Annotated in this window: 19 protein-coding genes; 15 read left to right on the top strand and 4 right to left on the bottom strand. The window is 39.1% G+C overall.

Going from position 1 to position 21,611, the window contains the following annotated elements; all coding sequences use genetic code 11:
* Window positions 1–2 precede the first annotated feature (2 nt).
* From AC59HZ_RS18285 to AC59HZ_RS18230, 12 genes are all read left to right on the top strand, one after another.
* The gene (locus AC59HZ_RS18285; protein WP_496547223.1) at window positions 3–776 is read left to right on the top strand and encodes an SDR family NAD(P)-dependent oxidoreductase; all 774 of its coding nucleotides are present in this window, start codon (window positions 3–5) and stop codon (window positions 774–776) included.
* 79 nt (window positions 777–855) lie between these two features.
* The gene (locus tag AC59HZ_RS18280; RefSeq protein WP_496547222.1) at window positions 856–2,619 is read left to right on the top strand and encodes an alkyl sulfatase dimerization domain-containing protein; all 1,764 of its coding nucleotides are present in this window, start codon (window positions 856–858) and stop codon (window positions 2,617–2,619) included.
* A 27-nt stretch (window positions 2,620–2,646) separates the two neighbouring features.
* Window positions 2,647–4,362 carry an alkyl sulfatase dimerization domain-containing protein gene (locus tag AC59HZ_RS18275; RefSeq protein ID WP_496547221.1) on the top strand — a complete coding sequence of 572 codons (1,716 nt, stop codon included), beginning with the start codon at window positions 2,647–2,649 and terminating at the stop codon, window positions 4,360–4,362.
* A 44-nt stretch (window positions 4,363–4,406) separates the two neighbouring features.
* Window positions 4,407–5,252 (top strand): alpha/beta fold hydrolase, encoded by an 846-nt coding sequence (locus AC59HZ_RS18270; RefSeq protein ID WP_496547220.1) that lies wholly within the window; start codon window positions 4,407–4,409, stop codon window positions 5,250–5,252.
* A gap of 39 nt (window positions 5,253–5,291) precedes the next feature.
* Window positions 5,292–6,911, top strand: a complete 1,620-nt coding sequence (locus AC59HZ_RS18265) for a long-chain fatty acid--CoA ligase (RefSeq protein WP_496547219.1) — start codon at window positions 5,292–5,294, stop codon at window positions 6,909–6,911.
* A gap of 52 nt (window positions 6,912–6,963) precedes the next feature.
* Window positions 6,964–8,568, top strand: a complete 1,605-nt coding sequence (locus tag AC59HZ_RS18260) for an ABC transporter substrate-binding protein (RefSeq protein WP_496547218.1) — start codon at window positions 6,964–6,966, stop codon at window positions 8,566–8,568.
* 71 nt (window positions 8,569–8,639) lie between these two features.
* Window positions 8,640–9,575 carry an ABC transporter permease gene (locus AC59HZ_RS18255; RefSeq protein WP_496547217.1) on the top strand — a complete coding sequence of 312 codons (936 nt, stop codon included), beginning with the start codon at window positions 8,640–8,642 and terminating at the stop codon, window positions 9,573–9,575.
* A 28-nt stretch (window positions 9,576–9,603) separates the two neighbouring features.
* The gene (locus AC59HZ_RS18250) at window positions 9,604–10,527 is read left to right on the top strand and encodes an ABC transporter permease (RefSeq protein WP_496547216.1); all 924 of its coding nucleotides are present in this window, start codon (window positions 9,604–9,606) and stop codon (window positions 10,525–10,527) included.
* 12 nt (window positions 10,528–10,539) lie between these two features.
* Window positions 10,540–11,502 carry an ABC transporter ATP-binding protein gene (locus AC59HZ_RS18245; RefSeq protein ID WP_496547215.1) on the top strand — a complete coding sequence of 321 codons (963 nt, stop codon included), beginning with the start codon at window positions 10,540–10,542 and terminating at the stop codon, window positions 11,500–11,502.
* A gap of 47 nt (window positions 11,503–11,549) precedes the next feature.
* Window positions 11,550–12,473: an ABC transporter ATP-binding protein gene (locus AC59HZ_RS18240; RefSeq protein ID WP_496547438.1), complete on the top strand. Its 924-nt coding sequence runs from the start codon at window positions 11,550–11,552 to the stop codon at window positions 12,471–12,473.
* A gap of 21 nt (window positions 12,474–12,494) precedes the next feature.
* Entirely contained in the window at window positions 12,495–13,721 is a 1,227-nt protein-coding gene (locus AC59HZ_RS18235; RefSeq protein WP_496547214.1) for an alkyl sulfatase dimerization domain-containing protein, read from the top strand.
* Window positions 13,722–13,740: 19 nt separating this feature from the next.
* The gene (locus AC59HZ_RS18230) at window positions 13,741–14,964 is read left to right on the top strand and encodes an alkyl sulfatase dimerization domain-containing protein (protein ID WP_496547213.1); all 1,224 of its coding nucleotides are present in this window, start codon (window positions 13,741–13,743) and stop codon (window positions 14,962–14,964) included.
* A gap of 67 nt (window positions 14,965–15,031) precedes the next feature.
* Here AC59HZ_RS18230 and AC59HZ_RS18225 read toward each other — a convergent pair whose 3' ends face one another.
* Window positions 15,032–15,814 carry a GntR family transcriptional regulator gene (locus AC59HZ_RS18225; protein WP_496547212.1) on the bottom strand — a complete coding sequence of 261 codons (783 nt, stop codon included), beginning with the start codon at window positions 15,812–15,814 and terminating at the stop codon, window positions 15,032–15,034.
* Between the two features lie 621 nt (window positions 15,815–16,435).
* Here AC59HZ_RS18225 and AC59HZ_RS18220 point away from each other — a divergent pair.
* On the top strand, window positions 16,436–17,284 hold the full coding sequence (locus tag AC59HZ_RS18220; RefSeq protein ID WP_496547211.1) for an MBL fold metallo-hydrolase: 849 nt from the start codon (window positions 16,436–16,438) through the stop codon (window positions 17,282–17,284).
* A 45-nt stretch (window positions 17,285–17,329) separates the two neighbouring features.
* On the opposite strand, the gene AC59HZ_RS18215 is transcribed toward AC59HZ_RS18220, so the two are convergent.
* The gene (locus AC59HZ_RS18215) at window positions 17,330–18,292 is read right to left on the bottom strand and encodes a helix-turn-helix transcriptional regulator (protein WP_496547210.1); all 963 of its coding nucleotides are present in this window, start codon (window positions 18,290–18,292) and stop codon (window positions 17,330–17,332) included.
* A gap of 110 nt (window positions 18,293–18,402) precedes the next feature.
* Between AC59HZ_RS18215 and AC59HZ_RS18210 the strand changes: the two genes are divergently transcribed.
* Window positions 18,403–18,882, top strand: coding sequence for a GyrI-like domain-containing protein (locus AC59HZ_RS18210; protein WP_496547209.1), 480 nt, complete (start codon window positions 18,403–18,405; stop codon window positions 18,880–18,882).
* A gap of 22 nt (window positions 18,883–18,904) precedes the next feature.
* Complete coding sequence (locus AC59HZ_RS18205) at window positions 18,905–19,366, top strand: DUF8821 family protein (protein WP_496547208.1); 462 nt, start codon at window positions 18,905–18,907, stop codon at window positions 19,364–19,366.
* 265 nt (window positions 19,367–19,631) lie between these two features.
* Here AC59HZ_RS18205 and xerS read toward each other — a convergent pair whose 3' ends face one another.
* Both xerS and AC59HZ_RS18195 read right to left on the bottom strand, forming a co-directional pair.
* Entirely contained in the window at window positions 19,632–20,720 is a 1,089-nt protein-coding gene (xerS, locus tag AC59HZ_RS18200; protein ID WP_496547207.1) for a tyrosine recombinase XerS, read from the bottom strand.
* 383 nt (window positions 20,721–21,103) lie between these two features.
* Window positions 21,104–21,604, bottom strand: a complete 501-nt coding sequence (locus AC59HZ_RS18195) for a hypothetical protein (RefSeq protein WP_496547206.1) — start codon at window positions 21,602–21,604, stop codon at window positions 21,104–21,106.
* Window positions 21,605–21,611: the final 7 nt, after the last annotated feature.

Raw genomic sequence — 21,611 nt, 5'->3', positions numbered from 1 at the left:
CAATGCCTATTCAAGGACTATTTGATCTCTCTGGGCAAACAGCGATTGTCACAGGTGGTGGAAGAGGCTTAGGCCGCCAAATTGCCATTGGGCTGGCAGAAGCCGGCGCAGATATCGTTCTTTGCTCCAGAAACGTTAATGCTTGCGAAAAAGTTAAACAAGAAATAAATGAGATTGGCAGAGAGGCCATTGCTTTACCAGTGGATGTTACTATTCCAGAATCGATTGACAAGCTAATTGATGACGCTGTTTCTCATTTTGGAAAGATTGATATATTGGTCAATAATAGCGGCATAGGTGGCCGATTTCCTGCTGCAGAAATGCCTTTAGAAACTTGGCAAAGTGTCTTGAATACGAACCTTACAGGTGTTTTTCTAATGTGTCAGAAAGTTGGCAGAACCATGATTTCTAATGGTTATGGGAAAATTGTCAATATCGGCTCGGCAGCAGGTTTTAAAGGAACAGAGCCTTATTGGCTTGATAACGTGGCCTATAACACTAGTAAAGGTGGACTGGCGATCCTTACAAAAGACCTTGCGGTGAAATGGGGGCCATTTGGTGTTTATATAAACACAGTAGCTCCGGGAACGTTCCCTACCGATATTAACAGGGATAAAATTGCAAAAATTGGTGATAGAATGCTGGATAAAATTCCACTTCGCAAATTTGGCGGTGAACACGACCTTATAGGAGCTGTATTATTTTTCGCCTCTAAAGCATCCAACTTTTGTACGGGTCAAACTCTTCCGATTGATGGTGGAATAACAGCGAGTTAAATGTAGGTGAAATGCCCCTTTTCTAAGTTCTCAAGGCTAGTGATAGTTTAGATTTTAATAGGACCAAGGAGGAATCCGAATGAAAAATAATTTAAACGAAACCGTGCAGATTCGGGAAGAGATGGCAGCAACGGCAACGAAGCCCAATATATATATGGGGGCACCAGTGGAAAAAGTAACGATGCAAAATGGCGCCATCATTAATAAAGTCTTAGCGAAGCACTACTCGGAATCAGCAGGGCCTTCCATTACAAAATTGACGGACAAAATAACGGTACTTGAAAATTTCTCATTAGAAAACACTGTCATTATTGATGGAAAAGAAGGGGTCATTGTTTGGGACACCGGTTCCAATATGGGGATTGGAAAAAAGAAATATCAGGCTCTTAGAAGTGTAACTGATAAACCGATTAAGGCGATTATCTATTCTCATAACCACTACACCAAAGGGGCAAAAGCCTTTTTGCTAGAAAAAGCGGATGAAGAGAGTATTCAAATTATCAGCCATCCAGATGTACATAAAAACATTGTCAACTCAACAGCTGAACTTGGTAAGGCTATTTCCAAATCAACCGCGCAGCACTTCGGGTTGTTCCTGCCAAGTGAAGGACCTGATGCACCGCCTGTCACCTATGATGGCGGCAGTGATGCTGACAAGTCCTCTGGATATGTAAAGCCTAACTATGGCGTTGGGGATGGAGAAGAACTGACAGTCGATGGTGTGAGAATGCAGTTTTTCTATTCTCCTGCGGACACTTTTGATTCGATAACTGCCTGGCTTCCAGATTACGATACGGTCATTACCAACAGTATTTGGCATGTTCTTCCAAATATGTATACCTTACGTGGACAGCCTTATCGCGATCCGGTTTATTGGATTAAAGGAATTGACCAGATTCGCAGTTTAAGGCCGCAATATCTAATCACAACTCATGGCAGTCCTGCGATAACAAGAGAAGCAAGCTATGAAATAGCTACGGCATATCGTGATGCGATGTCGTTCATCTATTGTCAAACCATTCGATGGATTAATAAAGGGTTGAAACCGGATGAAATAGCAGAGGAAATTACCCTGCCTGCACATCTTTCACAGCATCCTAGATTAATAGAAGTTTATGGTGAGTTCAAGCATCAGGTTAAAGGTGTATACAGTGGTTTAATTGGCTGGTTTAGTTTAGATGCAGCCGACATTAATCCCGTGCCAATCTCCTTTAGATCACAGAAAATTATTGAGGGCTATGGGGGAATACCTAAAGTTCTCGAGGCTTGCAGGGAATCTATTGAGAATCATGAATTTGCATGGGCAGCGGAATTGGTTACACATGTGTTGAATGTAATGCCTGACTTGAAGGAAGCACGGCAAATCAAAGCCCAAGCGTTAAGGGAAATGGGGCAATTAACACCAGCCCTTTCCTCAAGAGGATTCTACCTTTCACAAGCACTGGAACTTGAGGGGAAGGTGAATCTATCTAACATCCCTAATTCTTTCTCGAAAAATTACGATAAAGAAGCAGCACAAAAGTATCCAATCGAAACCTCTATCAAGCTGCTGGAGTTTAAAATTAACCCAGAGAAATGTAAACATATTGATCGAATATTATCCATTGAATTTTCCGACCAAAATCAAACGTTCGGTTTGCATGTAAGAAGAGGGGTGGCGGAATTTAGTGATTCTCCGCCTAAACAGGCAAATGAATCACTCAGCCTGCCTAGCACCATTTGGATAGATTTTATTTTAGGAAAGCACACGATTGTAGAGGTCCTCAATCATGATTCTGTACGAGTCAGCGGTGAGGTATCAGCTGTCATTGAACTGTTTAAGGGCTTTGATTTATTAGACTAAAACGAATTTTAAGGAGGAATGAAGTTTATGGGACAGTTAACAGACCAACATTTACAATCCCCATATATGGGGTCACCAGTAAAACAAATGACCATGCCTCATGGGGCTTTTGTTAATAAACTTATGGGCGAAGCCTATGGAAAACGAAGAGAATCAGTAATCAGGAAAATCGGAAAACGAATTACCGTGTTGGAGAGGTTTACCCTGGAAAATTCGGTGATAATTGAAGGTGAGAATAGCGTCATTTTCTGGGATACGGGTTCAAATATGGGAGTCGGAAAAAAGAAATATCAGCTGCTGCGTCAAATTACGGATAAACCAGTCCGGGCGATAATTTACTCCCACAGTCATTATACCAATGGAGCCAGAGCGTTTGTTCCTGAAGGAGAAGAGGGAAAATCGATCCAAATTATTGCTCATCCCGACGTTCATAAAAATTGCATGAACTCCGGTATTGAATTAGGGCCATCCTTTACACGTAATATCGCACAGCATTTTGGCATGATGCTCCCTAGGACTGGTCCCGACGCTCCGCCAATTAGTTATGAAGGAGGAGAAGGGGAAGATAAATCCTCAGGATATATAAAGCCAACTTATGAAGTCCAACATGAAGAAGAATTAACGATTGATGGAGTGAGAATGCAATTTTTTTATTCTCCATCAGATGCCAATGATTCGATCACTCTGTGGCTTCCAGACGATGATGCCGTTATCACGAACAGCATCCTTAGCTCGCTTCCCAATATGTACACACTAAGAGGTCAGCCTTATCGAGATCCGATAATGTGGCTGAAAGGAATAGACAATATTAGGCGAATTAACCCGACCTACCTCATTCCCGAGCATGGGGAAGCGATGTTGACGAGGGAAGACAGCTACGAGCTGGCGACTGCCTATCGAGATTCTATTGCCTTTATTTATAGTCAAACCATCCGTGGTATTAACAAAGTGCTGAAACCAGACGAAATTGCAGAGTCTGTTAAACTCCCGGAACATCTTGCCAAGCATCCACGTTTAACGGAAACCTACTTGGAACTGAAGCACCACGTAAAGGGAGTTTATAGCGGGTTAATTGGCTGGTTCAGTATGGATGCAGCGGATATCAACCCTGTCACCAGTAAAATTCGATCTCAAAAATTAATTGAAGGTTTTGGAGGAATCGATCAGGTCGTTGTATCAGCCAAAGATTCTTTAGAGAAAAAAGAATTTGCGTGGGCAGCAGAACTAATTAACTATGTTTTGATGACTGATCCTGACCATGAACAGGCGAAACAGATTAAGGCAAACGCATTAAGGGAAATGGCCTATGTCACACCGGCATCAACATCTAGAAATTTCTATTTAACCCAGGCATTGGCACTGGAAGGAAAAATCGATTTTACTCAAATTCCTACTGGCTTTATATCAGTTGATGAAAAAAGAATTGGCACCCTTCCAATCGAAGAGGCTGTAAGGGTCCTCCAATATAGAATTGACCCTGTAAAATCAGCGGCTGTAGATACGGAGATTGGATTACATTTTACTGATAAAGGTGAAACGTTAGGGCTGTGTATTCGGAGAGGAGTGGCAGAATTTGTCCCTCATGCCTTAAAAGATCCGAAATACTCACTCTCCCTTCAAAGTTCAGACTGGAACAGCTTGATCTTTAAGAGAGCAGATATAGCCAGTTTAATTTCCAGCGGCCGAGCCCAACTATCCGGGAATCTGCAGGAATTGATTCCAATCTTCGAAATGTTTGATTAAGTTTAATTGCGATTATATTTGACTAATTTCATTAAGGGGGAACCATGATTACCAAAAAGTCAATTAAGATCGATGACCTGATTATTAAGTATATAGATGAGGGTAACAAGGATGATCCGCCTGTGCTGCTTATTCACGGTGTACCAGAATCAAGCATGTTATGGAAACATCTCATTCCAGAGATTGTTTCACAAGGATTCCGTGCCATTGCTCCAGACCTGCCTGGATTTGGTCAAAGTGATCGATTTCAAACCGTGTCTTCCTGGCAAAACTATCTGACATTTATCAACCGTTTGACAGAAGAGCTGAAACTAGAAAAAGTTCATCTCATTGTCCATGATTGGGGCGGATTAATCGGGTTGCGGTGGGCAAGTGAAAATATGGAAAAAATCGAAAGCCTTATTATTAGTGACACCTCGTTTATACCAGGATATAGGTGGCATCCGATTGCTAAGAAATGGCGGACCCCTGGAGTCGGTGAAAAGGTGATGGAGGGTATGGCAGATAAAGACCGCTGGTTGGCCAATATGAGAAAAGAGGTCCCTTCAGTGGATGAAGCGATATTGGAAGACTTCTACTCTATTTATCAAACGGAAGCGTCAAGAAGAGTCATTCTGGATTTGTACCGTTCGGCCAATGTTGAATTGTTGGAACCATACCAAAAACTGTCTGCCGTTAAAAGTCCGGTGACGATTTTATGGGGAGAAAATGATCCCTACATTCATTATGAGTATGCCTATAAAACTCGTGAACAACAATTTCCACAGGCAGCCGTCCATGTCATTCCAGGCCTTGGTCACTTTATTCATATTGAAGCACCTCAGAAGGTGGTTCCATTAGTAAAGGAACACTTCCAAACAGTAAAAAATCAGCAAAAAACGATTCATTAGAAGTTTCTAAATATCTGACGCAAGGGGATTGATGAAGAAATGATGGATGTCCAATTAACTACCATTTCTTTACTTGAAAGAGCGGAAAAGTATTTCGCCAAAAAACCGGTTGTTTCTAGAACTTCATCTGGCATACAGCGATTTACCTATCAACAAATAGGCGAGCGAATCAGGAGATTGTCAAGTGCTTTAGAGACGCTGGGTGTTAATAGAGGTGATGCGGTTGGAACCATAGGGTGGAACCATCACTGGCATTTAGAAGCTTATTTTGCGATTCCAAACATGGGAGCCGTTTTGCATACGATCAATTTTCGTCTTTCAGAAGAACATTTGATCTACATCATTAACAATGCAGAGGATAAGGTTTTGCTCGTTGACAAAGATTTCCTTCCCCTTATTGAAAGAGTGAAGGACCGAATTCCTACTGTTGAGTCCATTATTGTCATGACAGATGAGGAAGAGCTTCCAATATCTGATCTAAAACCGTTGTTTCTATACGAGAAGTTACTATGTAATGGTGATCCAAACTATCAGTACCCTACAGATATTAAGGAAAATGAGCCTGCAGGAATTTGTTATACTTCGGCAACGACGGGATACCCCAAGGGTGTTCTTTATACTCATAGAAGCATTGTCCTGCACAGTATGGCTCAAAGTATGACAGATGGAGTGGGAATTTCAGAAACAGACCGGGCACTTGTCATCGTTCCGATGTTTCATGTGAATGCATGGGGGCTTCCGTTCTCGGCAATGATGCTTGGAACCACTCAAATACTCCCAGGACCAAACTATACTCCCAAAATTCTTTTGGAATTGATTCAATCTGAAAAGGTGACATTAACAGCAGCTGTACCAACTGTTTTATTGGGAATTTTAAATGAACTGGATTCTCATCCATATGATACATCAAGCTTACGGATGGTGATTAATGGGGGATCAGCAGCTCCAAAAAGTATGATTCGAGATTACGAGGAAAAATATCAAATTCCTTTCTATCAAGGATACGGGATGACAGAAACAAGCCCGTTGGTCACTATCACTCGCTTAAAAAGTTATCAGCAGGATTTACCTTATGAATTTAAGTTGGACCTAAAAGCGAAACAGGGGCTATTGGTGCCTGGATTGAAAACGAAAATTATCGATGAGAATGGTGAAGTTCCATGGGACGGAAAGAGTATGGGCGAATTGCTCCTGCGCGGACCGTGGATTACTGATTCCTATTTTAAAGAACCGGAGAAAACGAAAGAAGCGATAAGGGATGGATGGCTGCATACAGGGGATATTGCCACCATCGATGAAGAAGGGTTCATCAAGCTTGTGGACCGAACAAAGGATTTGGTGAAAAGTGGTGGCGAGTGGATCTCCTCTGTCGATTTAGAAAATGCGATTATGGCTCATAATGCTGTCATGGAAGCCGCAGTTGTGGCAGTACCGCATCCTAAATGGCAGGAACGCCCAATTGCAGTAGTCGTTTTAAAAGAAAACTATAAAGATAAAGTAACAAAAGAGGAAATCATTGAGTTTATTCAACCACAGTTTGCTAAGTGGTGGATCCCAGATGACGTTATTATAATGGACGAAATCCCTAAAACCTCAGTTGGAAAGTTCCTAAAGAGGGCATTACGGGAAAAATTAGAAAACTATTATGCAGTAAACTAACTGAAATTTCCGAAACTTAAATTATATAAATTACGAGGGAGTGGGAGTTCCGATGAAATCATCAAAATGGTTAAACTTGAGTCTGGCTCTAATTTTGAGTGTCATTCTAGTTTTAACGGGCTGCTCGTCATCCAGCCAAACATCTAAGAAAACAAGTAATAGTGGTGATAGTGGAAAAACAGCAGACAAAGTAAAAGTGTTAAAGGTAGCAATGCCCGGCAACGCTACCCGATTAGACCCAGCTTTTGCCGCTTCTGCACCTGACCTTACTGTCAATCAAACAATCTACAATGGACTAGTTCGATTTAAACCCGGAACACTCTCCGTAAATGATATCGAAGGAGATTTGGCTGAAAAATGGGAAACCAGCTCCGACGGAACGACTTGGAAGTTTCATCTTCGCAAAGGTGTACAATGGCAATTTGGATACGGAGAATTTACATCTGCAGATGTAAAGTGGACCTATGACAGATTACTGGATCCAAACACTGGTTCACCGGCTCTAGAAGATTTAAAAATCATTAAAGAAGTGCAAGCGCCTGATAAATATACAGTCGTGTTCCAGTTAAATCGTCCTGACCCTGTTTTCCTGCAACGGTTGCTTGTGGATGATTCAGTTGGGGCCATCGTTAAGAAAGAGGCTATCGAGGCGGCTGGTAAAGATTCAATGGTAAAGCCGGTTGGTACTGGGCCATTTATGTTAAAAGAATATAAGCTTAATGAAAAAGTTGTCCTGGAAAAAAATAAAGATTATTTCCGCGGTGAACCTAAGCTGGATGGAATTGAATTTATTACGATGACGGATCAAAATGCAGTGGATATTGCCATGGAAAAAGGCGAGATTCAAATGGCAACCGGAAGTGGAGATCAGCTATGGTTAGATAAAATGAAGAGTAAAAAGGAATTTAACATTGATTTACCTGATCCGCCGCTTAATTGGCTCCTTCACTTAGATTCGACCATTAAACCACTAAATGATATTCGAGTCCGAGAAGCGATTGCCCATGCCATCGATATGAAGAAATATGTAAAGGAAGTTTATGGCAAAGGTGTTGCCCAATTAGGATCAGGTCCTTTAGCAAGTAATATGGAGGGACATGTAGATTTAGGAGTTTATAAGTATGATCCAGAATTATCAAAACAATTATTAAAAGAGGCCGGTTATCCGAATGGATTGACGCTGCCGCCGAACTTTGTCAATACCCGCCCAGTTTATCTTAATATGATGACCTTTATTCAAGAAGAATTAAGACAGGTGGGAATCAAAATGGAATTAAAGCAGGCAGATATTCCTACCTATCAGGCTAATATCCGTAAAGGTCTGAACAATATTAGTCTTTATACGAAGAATTTCAAGCCGTCTGCTTCATTCCCGATTAATTACTTCTTCAGTAGTAATTCCATAGGGAAAACAAACTTTTCTAAGTATAACAAATCCGATAGTTTAATTAACCAGGCAGTGCAGGAAATGGATCCTGCAAAAGCAAAAGAAATGTTCGCAGAAATTCAAAAACAAATCATGGATAATTATTCTGTCATTCCATTAATTGAGACTAAGAGTATCTTGTTCCGAAGAGCAGAAGTAAATCTCGGATATGATTTTAAAGGTACATTCGTTTATTCCTATCCTATTTATGAAACAACTGACCTAAAGTAAGTTCTTTGTTGGGAAAGGGGAGACGTTTCCTGCCCCCCTCTCTCTACCTTACATAAAAAGGGGTGATAGTTTTGTTGAAGTTTTTAGTTCGGCGATTATTGGTAGCGATTCCAACTGTTTTTATTACATTAACCATTATCTTTTTCGCACTTAGAGTCCTGCCTGGCGACCCCGCGGAAGTTATTTTGGGGGAAAATGCCAGCCATGAGGCTTTGGATAATTTACGTGCACAAATGGGATTGAATTTGCCTGTTTGGCAGCAATATTTACACTACTTAGGTGATATTTTAAGAGGGAATTTGGGAGATTCGATTGCGTCGGGAACTCCAGTTATCAAACTTATTGCAGACAATTTCACTCCCACTCTGACTCTATCCATTACCAGCATTATCCTTGGCTGCGTCATTGGTATTCCTGTAGGGATCCTTTCAGCATTAAAACCTAATTCATTAATAGATACTATTGTGAGAATTTTTTCAATGATTTGGTTATCTTCACCCCCATTTTTACTAGGTATTATATTGATTTTAACGTTGTCACTTAAATTAAATATTTTCCCTTCGATGGGAACCGGTGAAGGTCTTGGGGATGGTATCTTACACCTGATTCTGCCGGCATTTACATTAGGTTTAATCCTGTCGGGAGTTATGATGAGATTTTCCCGTGCCAGTATGCTGGAGGAAATTAACCAAGATTATATCAGGACTGCTCGTGCCAAAGGAATCCCAACCAAATTAGTTATTTTTAAACATGCCTTACGAAATAGTCTTATCCCAGTCATTACCGTCATTGGTATTGATATTACTGCCTTGATCAGTGGTGCTGTCATTACAGAAACCATTTTTAGCCGGCCGGGATTGGGAAGTCTAGCGGTCGGAGCGATAGCTACAAGGGATTTTACCATTCTACAAGGTTGCCTAATCCTGTTCGCCCTATTGGTTATATTTGTTAATTTAATCGTTGATGTTAGTTACTCGTTTGTTAATCCAAAAATAAGGCCGCGATAAACATTATTTAGGAAAGGAGAGATGCTGATTGGTACAACCATTACGACAAGATACAGAGCCTAAATTAATTTCGGAATTGCCGCCTATAGAAATTCCTGTAAAAAAACGAGTCAAATCAGCAGAATGGGCTGCATTAAAGAAAAACAAATTAGGAATGGCAGGACTGGTGATATTAGTCATCATGCTATTGGTAGCCATTACCGCACCATTTATCATGCCCCATGACCCGCTGGCTCAGAATGTCGCTAATCGGGCAAAGGGAATCTCTGGAGAACATTGGCTCGGAACGGATCCTCTAGGGAGGGATATATTAAGTCGTGTCATTTTGGGATCACAAACCTCTTTATTTGTTGGATTTGCTTCAGTTGCTGTCAGCACTGTTATTGGAGGATTGCTCGGGATGGTTGCTGCCTACAAGGGAGGCTGGCTGGACGATGTTTTAATGAGAATCCTCGAGTCTATTATGATGATTCCGCTTTTATTATTTGGCCTAATGGTTCTTGTCGCCTTGGGATCAAGTATGACAACTTTAATCGTTGTCATTAGCATTGGCTTAATTCCTGGTGTAGCCAGGATGGCAAGGGCATCCGCACTGGAAGTCAAAGAGAGGGAGTATATAAAAGCTGCGATATCACTAGGGGCAGGGAATTTTCGAGTGATTCTACAGCATATTTTTCCTAATATTTTAGGCCCCCTCTTAGTTATATCCACCCTGCACATGTCATCTGCCATTCGAATTGAGGCGAGTTTGAGCTTTCTAGGAGTAGGTGTTCAGCCTCCTACACCTACTTGGGGAAATATGATTCAGGAAGGTTTTAAATATATTACCTCTACCCCGGGTTTAGTGCTTTATCCTGGGTTGGCGTTACTAATCGTATCGATTGCGTTTAATATTTTGGGTGATGCCATTCGCGATGCTTTTGATCCCCATATTAAACGCCAGAGGAAGTAGGAGGTGAAGAAGATGAGTAAGGTTTTGGAAATTAAAGATTTACAGGTTGGTAGAAAAAGCAAAGAGGGCTTTAATACTATATTGGAAAATGTCAGTTTTTCTATTGATAAAGGGGAATTTGTGGCATTTGTAGGAGAAAGCGGCTGCGGGAAAAGCATGACGGCTTTGTCTATTATGGGGTTACTTCCAAAGGCGATGGAAGTCGGGTCAGGCAGCATTTTCTATAATGGAAAAGATATTACAAAAATGTCCATCAAAGAGATTAATAAGATTCGAGGAAAAGAAATATCGATGATATTCCAAGAACCGATGACATCGTTAAATCCTTCTTTTACGATTGGAAATCAATTGGCAGAGGTTTTTAAATATCATACAAATCTTACCGCAAAAGAGATTAAACAAAATTCGATCGAAGTTCTTAAACAAGTTAAGATTCCAGATGCGGAAGATAAACTTAAGGCTTACCCCCATGAACTTTCCGGGGGAATGAGGCAGCGTGTCATGATTGCGATGGCTCTCGCTTGCAATCCCAAAGTATTAATTGCTGATGAGCCAACTACAGCCTTAGATGTCACCATCCAAGCACAAATAATAGACCTTTTGTATGAACTTCAGCAAAAGCTTCACATGACGGTCATTATGATTACCCATGATTTAGGAGTGGTCGCTGAAACCTGTCAAAAGGCGGTTGTCATGTATGCCGGGCAAGTGATTGAAGAAGCTCCGGTAGAAGAACTGTTTGACAATCCTAAACATCCCTATACAAAAGCCCTAATGCTATCTGTTCCGAAATTGGGCAGCGGAAAGAAGGAATTATATTCGATTGAGGGAGCCGTTCCCGACTTTGACAGCATGCCTAATGGATGCCGATTTCATCCGCGCTGTACCGTGGCAGCCATAGAATGCCGGGAATATGAACCACAGTTAGTGGATGTAGGCGAAGGAAGGAGGGTTCGCTGTTGGCACCAGATGTAAAGGAAGAAGTGCTAATCGATGTAAAAAATTTAACGAAATACTACCCGATGAAAGGTAATTTCTTAGGTAAAACTGATGGTGTCGTAAAAGCGGTGGATGGTGTTTCCTTCCAAGTGAGAAAAGGGGAAACCTTCAGCATCGTTGGTGAATCAGGCTGTGGAAAAAGTACAACTGGAATGTCTTTATTAAGGTTAATCGAACCTACTTCGGGTGAAATTGTTTTTGAAAATAAAAATGTCTTAGACATGAAAAGAAAGGAGATGAGCGGATACAGAAAAAATATTCAGGTTATCTTCCAAGACCCATACAGTTCACTAAACCCAAGACATACCATTAATAAGATTTTGAGTGAACCTTTTGCTATTAATACCAATCTATCAAAATACGAAATTGAAGAAAAAGTGATCGAGCTCCTGAGATTAGTGGGGATGGATGTCCATCATTTATACCGTTATCCCCATGAATTTTCCGGAGGACAACGGCAAAGAATCGGAATTGCAAGGGCTCTAGCACTTGAACCGCAGCTCATTATATGTGATGAGCCTGTTTCTGCACTGGATGTCTCGATTCAATCACAAATTTTAAATTTATTAAAGTCACTGCAGAAAAGGCTTAAACTTACGTATATTTTCATCTCCCATGATTTAAGTGTCGTAGAACATATCAGTGATCGTGTTGCGGTTATGTACTTGGGGAAAATTGTTGAAATCGGCAGTAAGGAACAAATATTTAATAATCCCCAGCATCCATATACGAAGGCATTGTTAGGATCCGTCCCTATTGCTGATCCGAAATTAAAGAAAATGAAAAATAGAGTGACTTTAGAGGGTGATATACCAAGTCCTAAAAATCCGCCAAAGGGCTGTCCATTTTATTCAAGATGCCCAGTAAGATTGGATTCCTGTAATCAAAGTATTCCTGTATTAAATGAAATTGTGCATGAGCACCAGGCTTCATGCCATCTAATCTAGAGTGAATGAAGGAGGATGGAAATGGCAAGAAATGGGTTAAGTATGCTGGACACACAAATGAATCAGGTTTTTGAAAACAGTACAAATCATGTTCGATTAATTGAATTAAAAAAGGACATATTTTATGCACCGGGATTTGGGAATGTGGGCGTTGTCCTTACCTCTGAAGGTGTGGTCCTCATTGATACGGGTATTAACAAAGATTTCGCGGAAAATATCTATCAACAGATTCGGGAACGGACTGACCTGCCGATTCGCTACATTATATATACACATGGCCATATGGACCACGTTAATTCCGCCAGTGTATTTAAAGAACAGGGAACAATTGTTATCGCACATGAAAATATCAATGAGAGATTTAGAAAATACGAACTGTTAAAAGAACATCGGCAACGGATTGGCTCCGTGCAATTTGATAACAAAACAACTTCTGCCAAAAGCTACGATTTTTCTTATCCAGATATTAATTTTCATTCCGAGTATGTGTTTTCGCTTGGGGACAAGACGTTTCAAATTGTTCACGGGAAAGGTGAAACAGATGACCACTGTTTTGTCTATATTCCAGAAGATAAGGTGGTCTATTCAGGCGACTTCTTCATTTGGTCATTCCCTAATATCGGGAATCCTTTAAAGGAGGTCCGCTTTGAACGGGAATGGGCTGAGGCTTTGGAAAAAATCAAACAAAAGCGTCCGGAATATTTAATCCCAGGACATGGTGAGCATTTTGATAATAAAGCCAGGATTCAGACTGCCCTACAGGATGTCATTGATTGTTTGCGCTTTATCCATAATGAAGTGATTCATTATATGAATAAAGGAGTTTCTGTGGAAGAGATGATAGAAGCTATTAAACTTCCAGAGCGTTTGGAAAAAAGCGAATATATACAACCTCACTATGGCTGTTTAATGTTTGCCATTAAAGGAACCTACCGTCGATATTCTGGCTGGTTTGATGGAAATCCAACCAATCTGCAGCCTGCAAAACAAACCGAAGTAGCGAAAGAAATTCTTTCTTTCGTTTCAGATCCTCATTTAATACTGGAAAAGTGTAAAGTGCTTCGGGATAAAGGTGACTATCAAATGGCCATTCATTTGATAGATCTGCTTGTATACGGAGCTGACGATTCCGAAGCCCTGCAATTAAAAGCCGATTTGACCAAAAAGCTTTCTGAAACCAATGATAATTTTATAATGAGAAACATCTATAAACAGCTGGCCCAAAGAATGGTAGTAGAAGTGAAATAAACTATTGAGGTGAATGGAAATGAGTATATCAAGTTTACAGAATGATATGAATAATTATGCCGCAAAAACTACGGATATTGATTTTCAAAAAGTGACAGGTGAGTATTTTTTTGTGAAGGCATTTGGGAATGTCGGTATCGTTGTCACTAATGAGGGGGTAGTCGTCATTGATAGCACCATTAGTCCCATGCAGGCTGAAAGTATTGTAACCAAAATCAAAGAAGTGACAGATCAGCCTATTAGGTATTTGGTTTATACCCATGGTCATGGCGATCATGTAGGAGGGGCCCGTGTTTTTAAGAGGGAAGGAGCTCAAATTATCGCACATCGGAACGTTAATGCAAGGTTAAATAAATATGAAGAATTAAGTGCGTTTCATAATTTAATAAATGAGCGGCAATTTGCCACTAATTTTAGGCATCATCAATTATGGGAGAAGTTTTTATTTCCGGATATTGTTTATGATCATGAATATGTTTTTTCGTTGGGAGGTAAAACTTTTAACTTGATGCATGGGAAAGGCGAGACTGACGATCAAACGATTATTCATGTTCCGGAAGACGATGTAGTGTTTACTGGGGATTTTATCATACGTTCATTTCCAAATGTCGGGAATCCTGCGAAAGATAGGCGGTATGCAAAAGAATGGGCGCAGATGATGGATAAAATCCGGGGATTGAAACCTAAGCTTACATTCCCAGGCCATGGACCGTATATTGATGACCCTAAGGTATTTGACGACCAGACATTGGCCATCAAGGAATCAATGGAGTTTGTCCATGAGAGTGTTGTAAATGGCTTAAATGAAGGGAAATCTTTGGACGATATTCTTGAAGAATCGGTTCTGCCAGCCCATTTGCAAGAGAGCCCTTATTTAGCCCAGTTCTATGGATGTCTGGATTTTGCCATCAGAGGGACATACCGCCGGTACACTGGTTGGTATGATGGGAATCCTACCAATCTCTATCCGGAAAAGAGCCAAACTGTTGCTGCCGAAATTAACAGTTTGATAGCAGATGAAGAAAAGGTCTTGAATCGGTCAAAAGAATTGGTACGGGTAAACAAGCACCAGCTTGCTCTCCATCTGTTAGATGTCATTATTGAATCTGAAGGTAAATTGCTAAGGGAAGCTAAAGGACTAAAATCAGAAATAGTGGCTCAACTTTCTGAAATAGATGATAATTATATGCGGAAGAACATCTATAATAATGCCTCAAAAGTAATTTTAAAGGAAATAAATTAACTATTAGCTATACAAAAAGCTCTTTGCAAGGGAATGTTGATTTCCTTGTAAAGAGCTTTTAAACTTTTCAGGCAGGGTTAATATTAAACTTAAAATCTATATTTAAGTCAGGCTCATTATTACCATTCTGTTTGATAGTAAAGAAGTATTTACATCTTTCACCGAGCATGATGTGTTTGGATATTACTACAGCTTTACTATCTTCAAAAATAATTCGTTCAACGGATAAAGCTGGTTTCCCCATATCCGTATTTAAATGATTTGCTTCAAAATCATTTAAAATGATTGGCTCGATATCAACTGTAGAATGCGAGATATTTATATTGCATTCATTTTTTAAGTAATCAAATAAAATTAATTTTTCTAAATTTTTTTCTATTATATTTGGAACTAATGCAAAAGGGATGCAGGTTGTTGCTAAAATCAGAGGTTGATTATCTGCGAAAAGAACACCACTATATTTAAATATTTGTTCAGAGTTGTTTAACTGGAACGTGTTTAATATCCGCTTAGGAATATTTTTATCGGTTCCTGAAAAAATCACTTTTAAGCCAGGGACTAATCCCTGAGCCCTGACTTGATGGGCATAGGCTAATTCACCCGTTAAATCTTGTAAAACTTTTCTTTTCGCTACGAAGGTTCCTACCCCTTGTTTTTTTTCGATTAATCCTTCAAATAAGAGGTCATTGAGTGCTTTCCTTGCTGTAGCGCGGCTGATATTATATTGCTCCATAAGCTCTCTTTCAGAGGGAACTTTTTCTCCTTCTTTCCAGGAGCCATCTTTTATTTTTTCTTTAATGATTTCCTTTAATTGATAATAGAGTGGTATAACACTTTTTTCATCTAACATGACATCAACTCTTCTCCGTAATGAATGTGCGAGCCTAATATGTTATCCGTACCACCTATTATAGCATAATAAATTTCAGAACTGTGTCAAAATTCATTTTTTAATCTAGGTAGATAAACATATTTTATAAAATATAAAAATTTCTTATGTTAATATCATAATTGCTTAATTTTCATAAGTAATGGGTTAAAGGTTAATACGCTGGAATTAGACCCATATATCGCTTTCTTAGTGAAAGCAGTGAATCAAGCAGGCTATTATGGTAGCCTTTATACTTGATGACCGGCTTTTATTGCTTGGAGAATAACCAAAATGGGGTTTGACCTTGACAGTATTTTTCTGAAGGAATCAAGCGCCATTTTTGTTTATTTGGTTGCTGAATCTACTAGAATACAAGGTCGCGCGAAACAGTATAGGTTAAAAGTTCGTCCTGTTACGTTAATTTTTGTCTGGCGGAAGGGGAATTCTATTTTGCATAGAAATTAATAGAAGAAAACCTACGAAGTCATCCGAATTTCCGGTGAGAATAAAAGAGATGTTCGAAGCGTTTAAGTTCGTCAAGAATAGCGAAAGAGTACATATTTTTAGTGCTAATCTAATTATGAGAAACAGGTGGAATCTATGACAGCAATTTATAAAAGTGGCGAAGAATTAATGAATGAGGTTAGGCGAACAAAAATTTTGGGAGAGTCTGTTTCCTTTTGGAATTTAGGGCAAGCGGGTGTTCTCTTAAAAGGAACAGAAGAGGATGGGCTCATTTGCATTGATCCTTATTTAACTAGAAGAATTGAAGAAATGAATCCCGAAACTGAATTTAAAAGAGCTTTTCCACCAGTTATTGATCCGGGAATGCTCCATGACTTAGACGGTGTATTAGTTACTCACGGACACGATGATCCTTTAGATTTATCAAGTATTAAAGAGATTGCAAGAGTATCCGATTCCTTTTTTGGAATCCCTGCGCCGCAAGTCTCGTTAGTTCAAGAACAGGTGAAAAATAATTATGTCCATTCAGCCAAAATTGGTGAATCGTTTATGATTAAAGGATTTATGGTAACACCTATTCCTGCCGCACATACGGATTATGAAACGGATTCTTTAGGAAATCATGTTTTTTTAGGCTACTTGATAGAAGTAAACGGAATTCGTCTATTTCACAGCGGGGATACACTAGTTACACCTGAACTGATCGAAAAAGTAAAAGAGTTCAGAACACATGTGGCTTTCTTGCCAATAAATGGGGCAGACTATTTTAGAACTTCACGTGGTATTATCGGAAACATGAATTCCAGAGAAGCAGCAGACTTTTCTGCAGCGGTTGGGATAGACCTTGTTGTTCCGATTCATTATGATATGTTTCCGAATAACCGCGAGAATCCTGCCTATTTTGTCGATTATTTATTTCATACCTATCCTAACCAAAAATTTCATATGATGGTTCCTGGGGAAAGGTTTATTTATCATAAATAATTGATTTTAATAAGTGAATATACATCAATAAAGATAAGATTATGCTTATTGGCAGTATAAGCCTAATCTATCTTGTAAACCTTCTAAGATTTCTTCTGGCATTTCCCTGACCTTAATATCCCCACCTAGAAAAAGGAGCCAATTTGTTATTTCGGTCAATTCTTCGGGCTTATTAACATTGATAAAAGTCTTTAGAATGGCTGTGGCTTGGTATGGATTCGTATAGGAAATGGAAACATTTAAAGGATGGTATTTTCTGAACTGGGCAATCGCTTTTGGACCAAGTTCAATGACAAGGTTGATTACTTCTTCCTGCTTACTTAGTTTTTCTAAAATTCTTTTCTTACTTAATCTTTTTTTCGTCGGGTAGGGTTTGACATTGGTAAGATCGTCCACAGGAAAAATTTGCTTCTTTTCTTCCTTTAAGTTAAACCCTTCAATCATCCAAAGACTTTTCTCACGATAAAGGTGCAAGAGATAAATTGGATAAGACTTTATTACATTCTCTTCATTGATGGTAATCAATAAATAGTTATCCAGAAGAAGGATTTGGATTAGTTTTTCTAACATGGGATGGGGGAGGTCTGACAGATCGAGCAGGTCGGGATTATGAGGGTTGGTACCTTCAAATAGCAAGATTTGATTTAAAAGAACAAGGTCATCTTGCTGGTTTTTTGAGATGAGGCCTAGTAATTTTTCAGCTAAAGACTGACGACTCTTTAGATAGGGGAGTTGTTGATTTCTTGTGGCCATAAAGGCAATAAAAAGAGCTTTGACCTCATTATCGGTAAAGCGAACATCGGGCAGGACAGAATTGTGCATGACAAAGTAGCCCCCATCCCTCCCAACTTCAGCGACAAGCGGCATCCCCATGGCCTCAATTTCTCTGACATCTCTAATTGCTGTGGAACGAGAAATGTTAAATTCTTGCATGATTTCAGAAATGGTAAAGTGGGCGCGGTTGTTGATATACCGCATAATGATATTAATCCGTTCAACTTTTTTCATCAGGACTCCTAAACAGTATCATTTTTTGACATGATTTAAGGCTATGATATAACTATCAAGTGAAGAACGCAAGTCATTTGATAAATTTAAAAAAGAGGAAGGTTTTGAATATGGCAGACTTTACATTAGAGGAAAAAGACAGCTTTACCGTTTTAGGGTTTGGAACTGAGCTTAAGAGCCATTACACAGACTTTGCTGGCTTAAACAAGGAAAAGTCAGACTTTTGGCAGGCCGTCAGCGAAGATGGAAGGCTTGACGCTTTAAAATCCAAAGCTACAAATGACTACATTTTTGCCGTGAACGAAGCGGTGAATAACAAGATGATGCATTATGCTGGGGTCATGTCAGAGGTATCGGCACCAGAAGTAGACAGAGTTATCCAATTCCCTAAGGGGGAATACCTAGTTGTTAAAGGGGAAGGGAAGACGGCTGATGAATTGAATAATAAGCTTGCTGGCATAGCCTTTGGTCAAGTCTTGCCGGAAGCAAAGAATTTTGCCTATGTTGGTGCCCCAAATGCAACGGTTGAGATGGGGCAGCGAAACGGCTTAGTTTTTGGTGAAATGTGGATTCCTGTTGTTAGGAAATAAAGAGATAAAAGGGGAGATGGAAATGTCAAATATCGTTGATTTTAAAAATGTGTCTGCGGTTGGTTTAGAGTCTTCACCTGTAGTAGAAGCGCTTGCTGGTTTACGTGCGAATGAAGCACGTTACTTTATGAACAAATACAAGCATGAATTTACAGTTGTACCAGCTAGCGAGTCCTGCGAGACCCTTGATTATGTGAACCGAATTTTGAAAGAACGTGATATTGAGTTTGCGGCCAAACCTTTAGAAACGTCGCGTTTTCAAGTGGAAAATATCAAAATGGCCTACGTATTTTATGAGGATGGTCTTTCGGTCAACGTCATGTATACGGTTGATGACCCTAAGAAGCGGGCGGTTGGTTTTAAGCTTTCTGAGGGGATGGAGATACCAAAGGAGTTAGAAGCGAAGTTTAAGTTTGCTAGGCAGAAGTCGAAGCTGGCTGGAACCATTCGGGGCTCGTTTTTTGTCATTAAAGGTGAATATTAAAGTAAGCAAAAGTACAAACGATAAAACCCTTCACAAATATTGATATATCAATATTTGTGAAGGGTTTTTTGTTTAAGGAAATCATGTATCAATTTGTAGAAACCGACTTAATATTTATAGAAATGAGGTTGTTAAAAAGTGAAAATTTTTATTCTGTCTCATTTTCTTAAGTATACTTGGATTTTGAGATAAATTTAATTTGGTTTATTATAATTATATTATGTAAACTAAAAAATCAAAAAAGCTGCCACAACAATGGCAGCTATTATTCTATTTGTTCCTTTGGCATATCCATCTTATCAACCGCAATTTTTAAATCATCATTCTTAATATGCGTATAAATCATGGTCGTTTGGATCGAGGAATGACCTAATTGCCGTCTTAATTTTGGCACGTCATTTATTTCAGCATGGTATCTGGTTGCAAATGAATGACGCAGCTTATGTACTGATAATGACGGTTTGCCAAAGGCCGCAGCATATTTTTCAATTAGTTTTTCAACGGAACGTGCGGTAAGTCTCCGGGATTTACCTTTAGGACCCACTGAAGCTGAAATAAATAACGCCTTATTAGTCTTATCAACCTGATACTTAGCAGTTCGAATAGTTAGATATTCCTGCAAATCTGCCATCGCCACTTGGCTGAAGTAAACGAATTGTTCTTTATTTCCTTTGCGAATCACTCTTACACAATACTTGCTAAAATCAACATCATCTAAATCAATACCAACTAACTCCGAAAGCCGCAGCCCAGAACCTAAGATTAACGAGACAATTGCAGTATCACGTTCTTTGTTTATTTGATAAAAATTATAGATTTTTTTATGATCCTTATTCAATTCACCATAATCATTGGCCACAAAAAAGCGAAATTTTTCGTACTCATCACCAAGCAGAATTTTGCCTTCCATTTTATTAGCCTTCGTTTCCATACTGTCTTTCACTTCATTAAATTCAATTTTCGCCATCACATTACGGTTAATATAAGGCTTTAAATCAGGGGTTTCAGCAATATTCTGCAGGTAATTAAACAGCGATTTCAATGCTGATAGCTTACGATTAACGGTTAATTCCTTATTGTTTAATTGATAATGAAGAAAATTTAAAAATCCTTCAACCTCTATGACAGTCATTTGCTCCAAACGTTCTAGGGGAATTTCCTTAACAGTGCCGTTCCATAATTGTTCGCTAATCATCCAATTGAAGAAAATCTTATAATCATGACAGTAATTAAATAACGATGCAGTAGAAAGTTTTCGTAATTTGTGATTGATATATTCTTCAACATACCAGGGTAATTCATGAAGGAGATCTTGCAGCTTTTTGAAATTTGTTTGTTTTTCCTGATTTACCATAATAACACCTCACTCCTATATTTTACCTCCCATACATAATTACGTCAAATTTATATTTTACGTAATTATATTTCGAAGTGTTTTAGGAAGGGTGGCTGCCAGATTTCCACCTTCATTGTCCAGCGACACAAACTTGCCTACATAACGTTCAAGGAACCAATATCCCCCTATTTTCACGACACAAATATGCCTACATAATGTGCGGCATAATTATTGATTCTTTTAAAGATACAAATAAGATCTCGAATAATAACTCCAGCTGTCCTGCGACAAGAATCTCCCTACCAAAACGACAAGATTTCCCTACCTAACGGGCGGCTCCCCCATAAGCATTATGGCATATTCATCCAATCTTTTACCCTTATAAAAAAGTTACATAGCCTTTATCCTTTATCCTTTAAGGAATGTCTCTCACTATAACTTTTTTTTAGACCAATTTTTATTATAATATTACGAACGATAAATCCAATTCCTAAACCAGGAATAAGAGACATCATTGGAAGCCAAATAGGACCAAAAAATATGCCGAAAATTTCTTTTGGTGAGTACATTAGACCTATAGTTACAAAATAGGCTCCAAAAGCAAAAGGAACAAACGATAACCGAGGATTCTCCCCTTCCGCAAATTTATAGGCATCATACATAGCAAACATATAAACACAAGGGTAAAACATAAGCCATTGGTGATTAACTACTCTGGAAGCCTCTGTAATCTTCCCAAGAAAACTCAACATGATAGCTTGGTTAAATGAACTGTTTACGTTAATAGTGAATTCTAAAATGATAAACAGAATTCCTTTTATAAGATGACCATTTAAAAGTTGCCCAAAACCTGGAAAAGCAATGCACCAAAGTATTGCCTCCAATTTAGTTGTCTTTTTCATTAAATAT

The organism is Neobacillus sp. DZ-9, assembly GCF_059587065.1.
The sequence above is the reverse complement of the archived record's forward strand: the minus strand, read 5'-3'. Positions and strand labels throughout refer to the sequence as shown.

Excerpts from the sequence above, each read along its gene's own strand:
- AC59HZ_RS18195 (WP_496547206.1), bottom strand. The coding sequence starts at position 21,604 with ATGAAAAAGACAACTAAATTGGAGGCAATACTTTGGTGCATTGCTTTT.
- AC59HZ_RS18275 (WP_496547221.1), top strand. The coding sequence starts at position 2,647 with ATGGGACAGTTAACAGACCAACATTTACAATCCCCATATATGGGGTCA.
- AC59HZ_RS18230 (WP_496547213.1), top strand. The coding sequence starts at position 13,741 with ATGAGTATATCAAGTTTACAGAATGATATGAATAATTATGCCGCAAAA.
- AC59HZ_RS18285 (WP_496547223.1), top strand. The coding sequence starts at position 3 with ATGCCTATTCAAGGACTATTTGATCTCTCTGGGCAAACAGCGATTGTC.
- AC59HZ_RS18280 (WP_496547222.1), top strand. The coding sequence starts at position 856 with ATGAAAAATAATTTAAACGAAACCGTGCAGATTCGGGAAGAGATGGCA.
- AC59HZ_RS18225 (WP_496547212.1), bottom strand. The coding sequence starts at position 15,814 with ATGTTAGATGAAAAAAGTGTTATACCACTCTATTATCAATTAAAGGAA.
- AC59HZ_RS18210 (WP_496547209.1), top strand. The coding sequence starts at position 18,403 with ATGGCAGACTTTACATTAGAGGAAAAAGACAGCTTTACCGTTTTAGGG.
- AC59HZ_RS18245 (WP_496547215.1), top strand. The coding sequence starts at position 10,540 with ATGAGTAAGGTTTTGGAAATTAAAGATTTACAGGTTGGTAGAAAAAGC.
- AC59HZ_RS18235 (WP_496547214.1), top strand. The coding sequence starts at position 12,495 with ATGGCAAGAAATGGGTTAAGTATGCTGGACACACAAATGAATCAGGTT.
- AC59HZ_RS18265 (WP_496547219.1), top strand. The coding sequence starts at position 5,292 with ATGATGGATGTCCAATTAACTACCATTTCTTTACTTGAAAGAGCGGAA.
- AC59HZ_RS18260 (WP_496547218.1), top strand. The coding sequence starts at position 6,964 with ATGAAATCATCAAAATGGTTAAACTTGAGTCTGGCTCTAATTTTGAGT.
- AC59HZ_RS18205 (WP_496547208.1), top strand. The coding sequence starts at position 18,905 with ATGTCAAATATCGTTGATTTTAAAAATGTGTCTGCGGTTGGTTTAGAG.
- xerS (WP_496547207.1), bottom strand. The coding sequence starts at position 20,720 with ATGGTAAATCAGGAAAAACAAACAAATTTCAAAAAGCTGCAAGATCTC.
- AC59HZ_RS18220 (WP_496547211.1), top strand. The coding sequence starts at position 16,436 with ATGACAGCAATTTATAAAAGTGGCGAAGAATTAATGAATGAGGTTAGG.
- AC59HZ_RS18270 (WP_496547220.1), top strand. The coding sequence starts at position 4,407 with ATGATTACCAAAAAGTCAATTAAGATCGATGACCTGATTATTAAGTAT.
- AC59HZ_RS18215 (WP_496547210.1), bottom strand. The coding sequence starts at position 18,292 with ATGAAAAAAGTTGAACGGATTAATATCATTATGCGGTATATCAACAAC.
- AC59HZ_RS18240 (WP_496547438.1), top strand. The coding sequence starts at position 11,550 with ATGAAAGGTAATTTCTTAGGTAAAACTGATGGTGTCGTAAAAGCGGTG.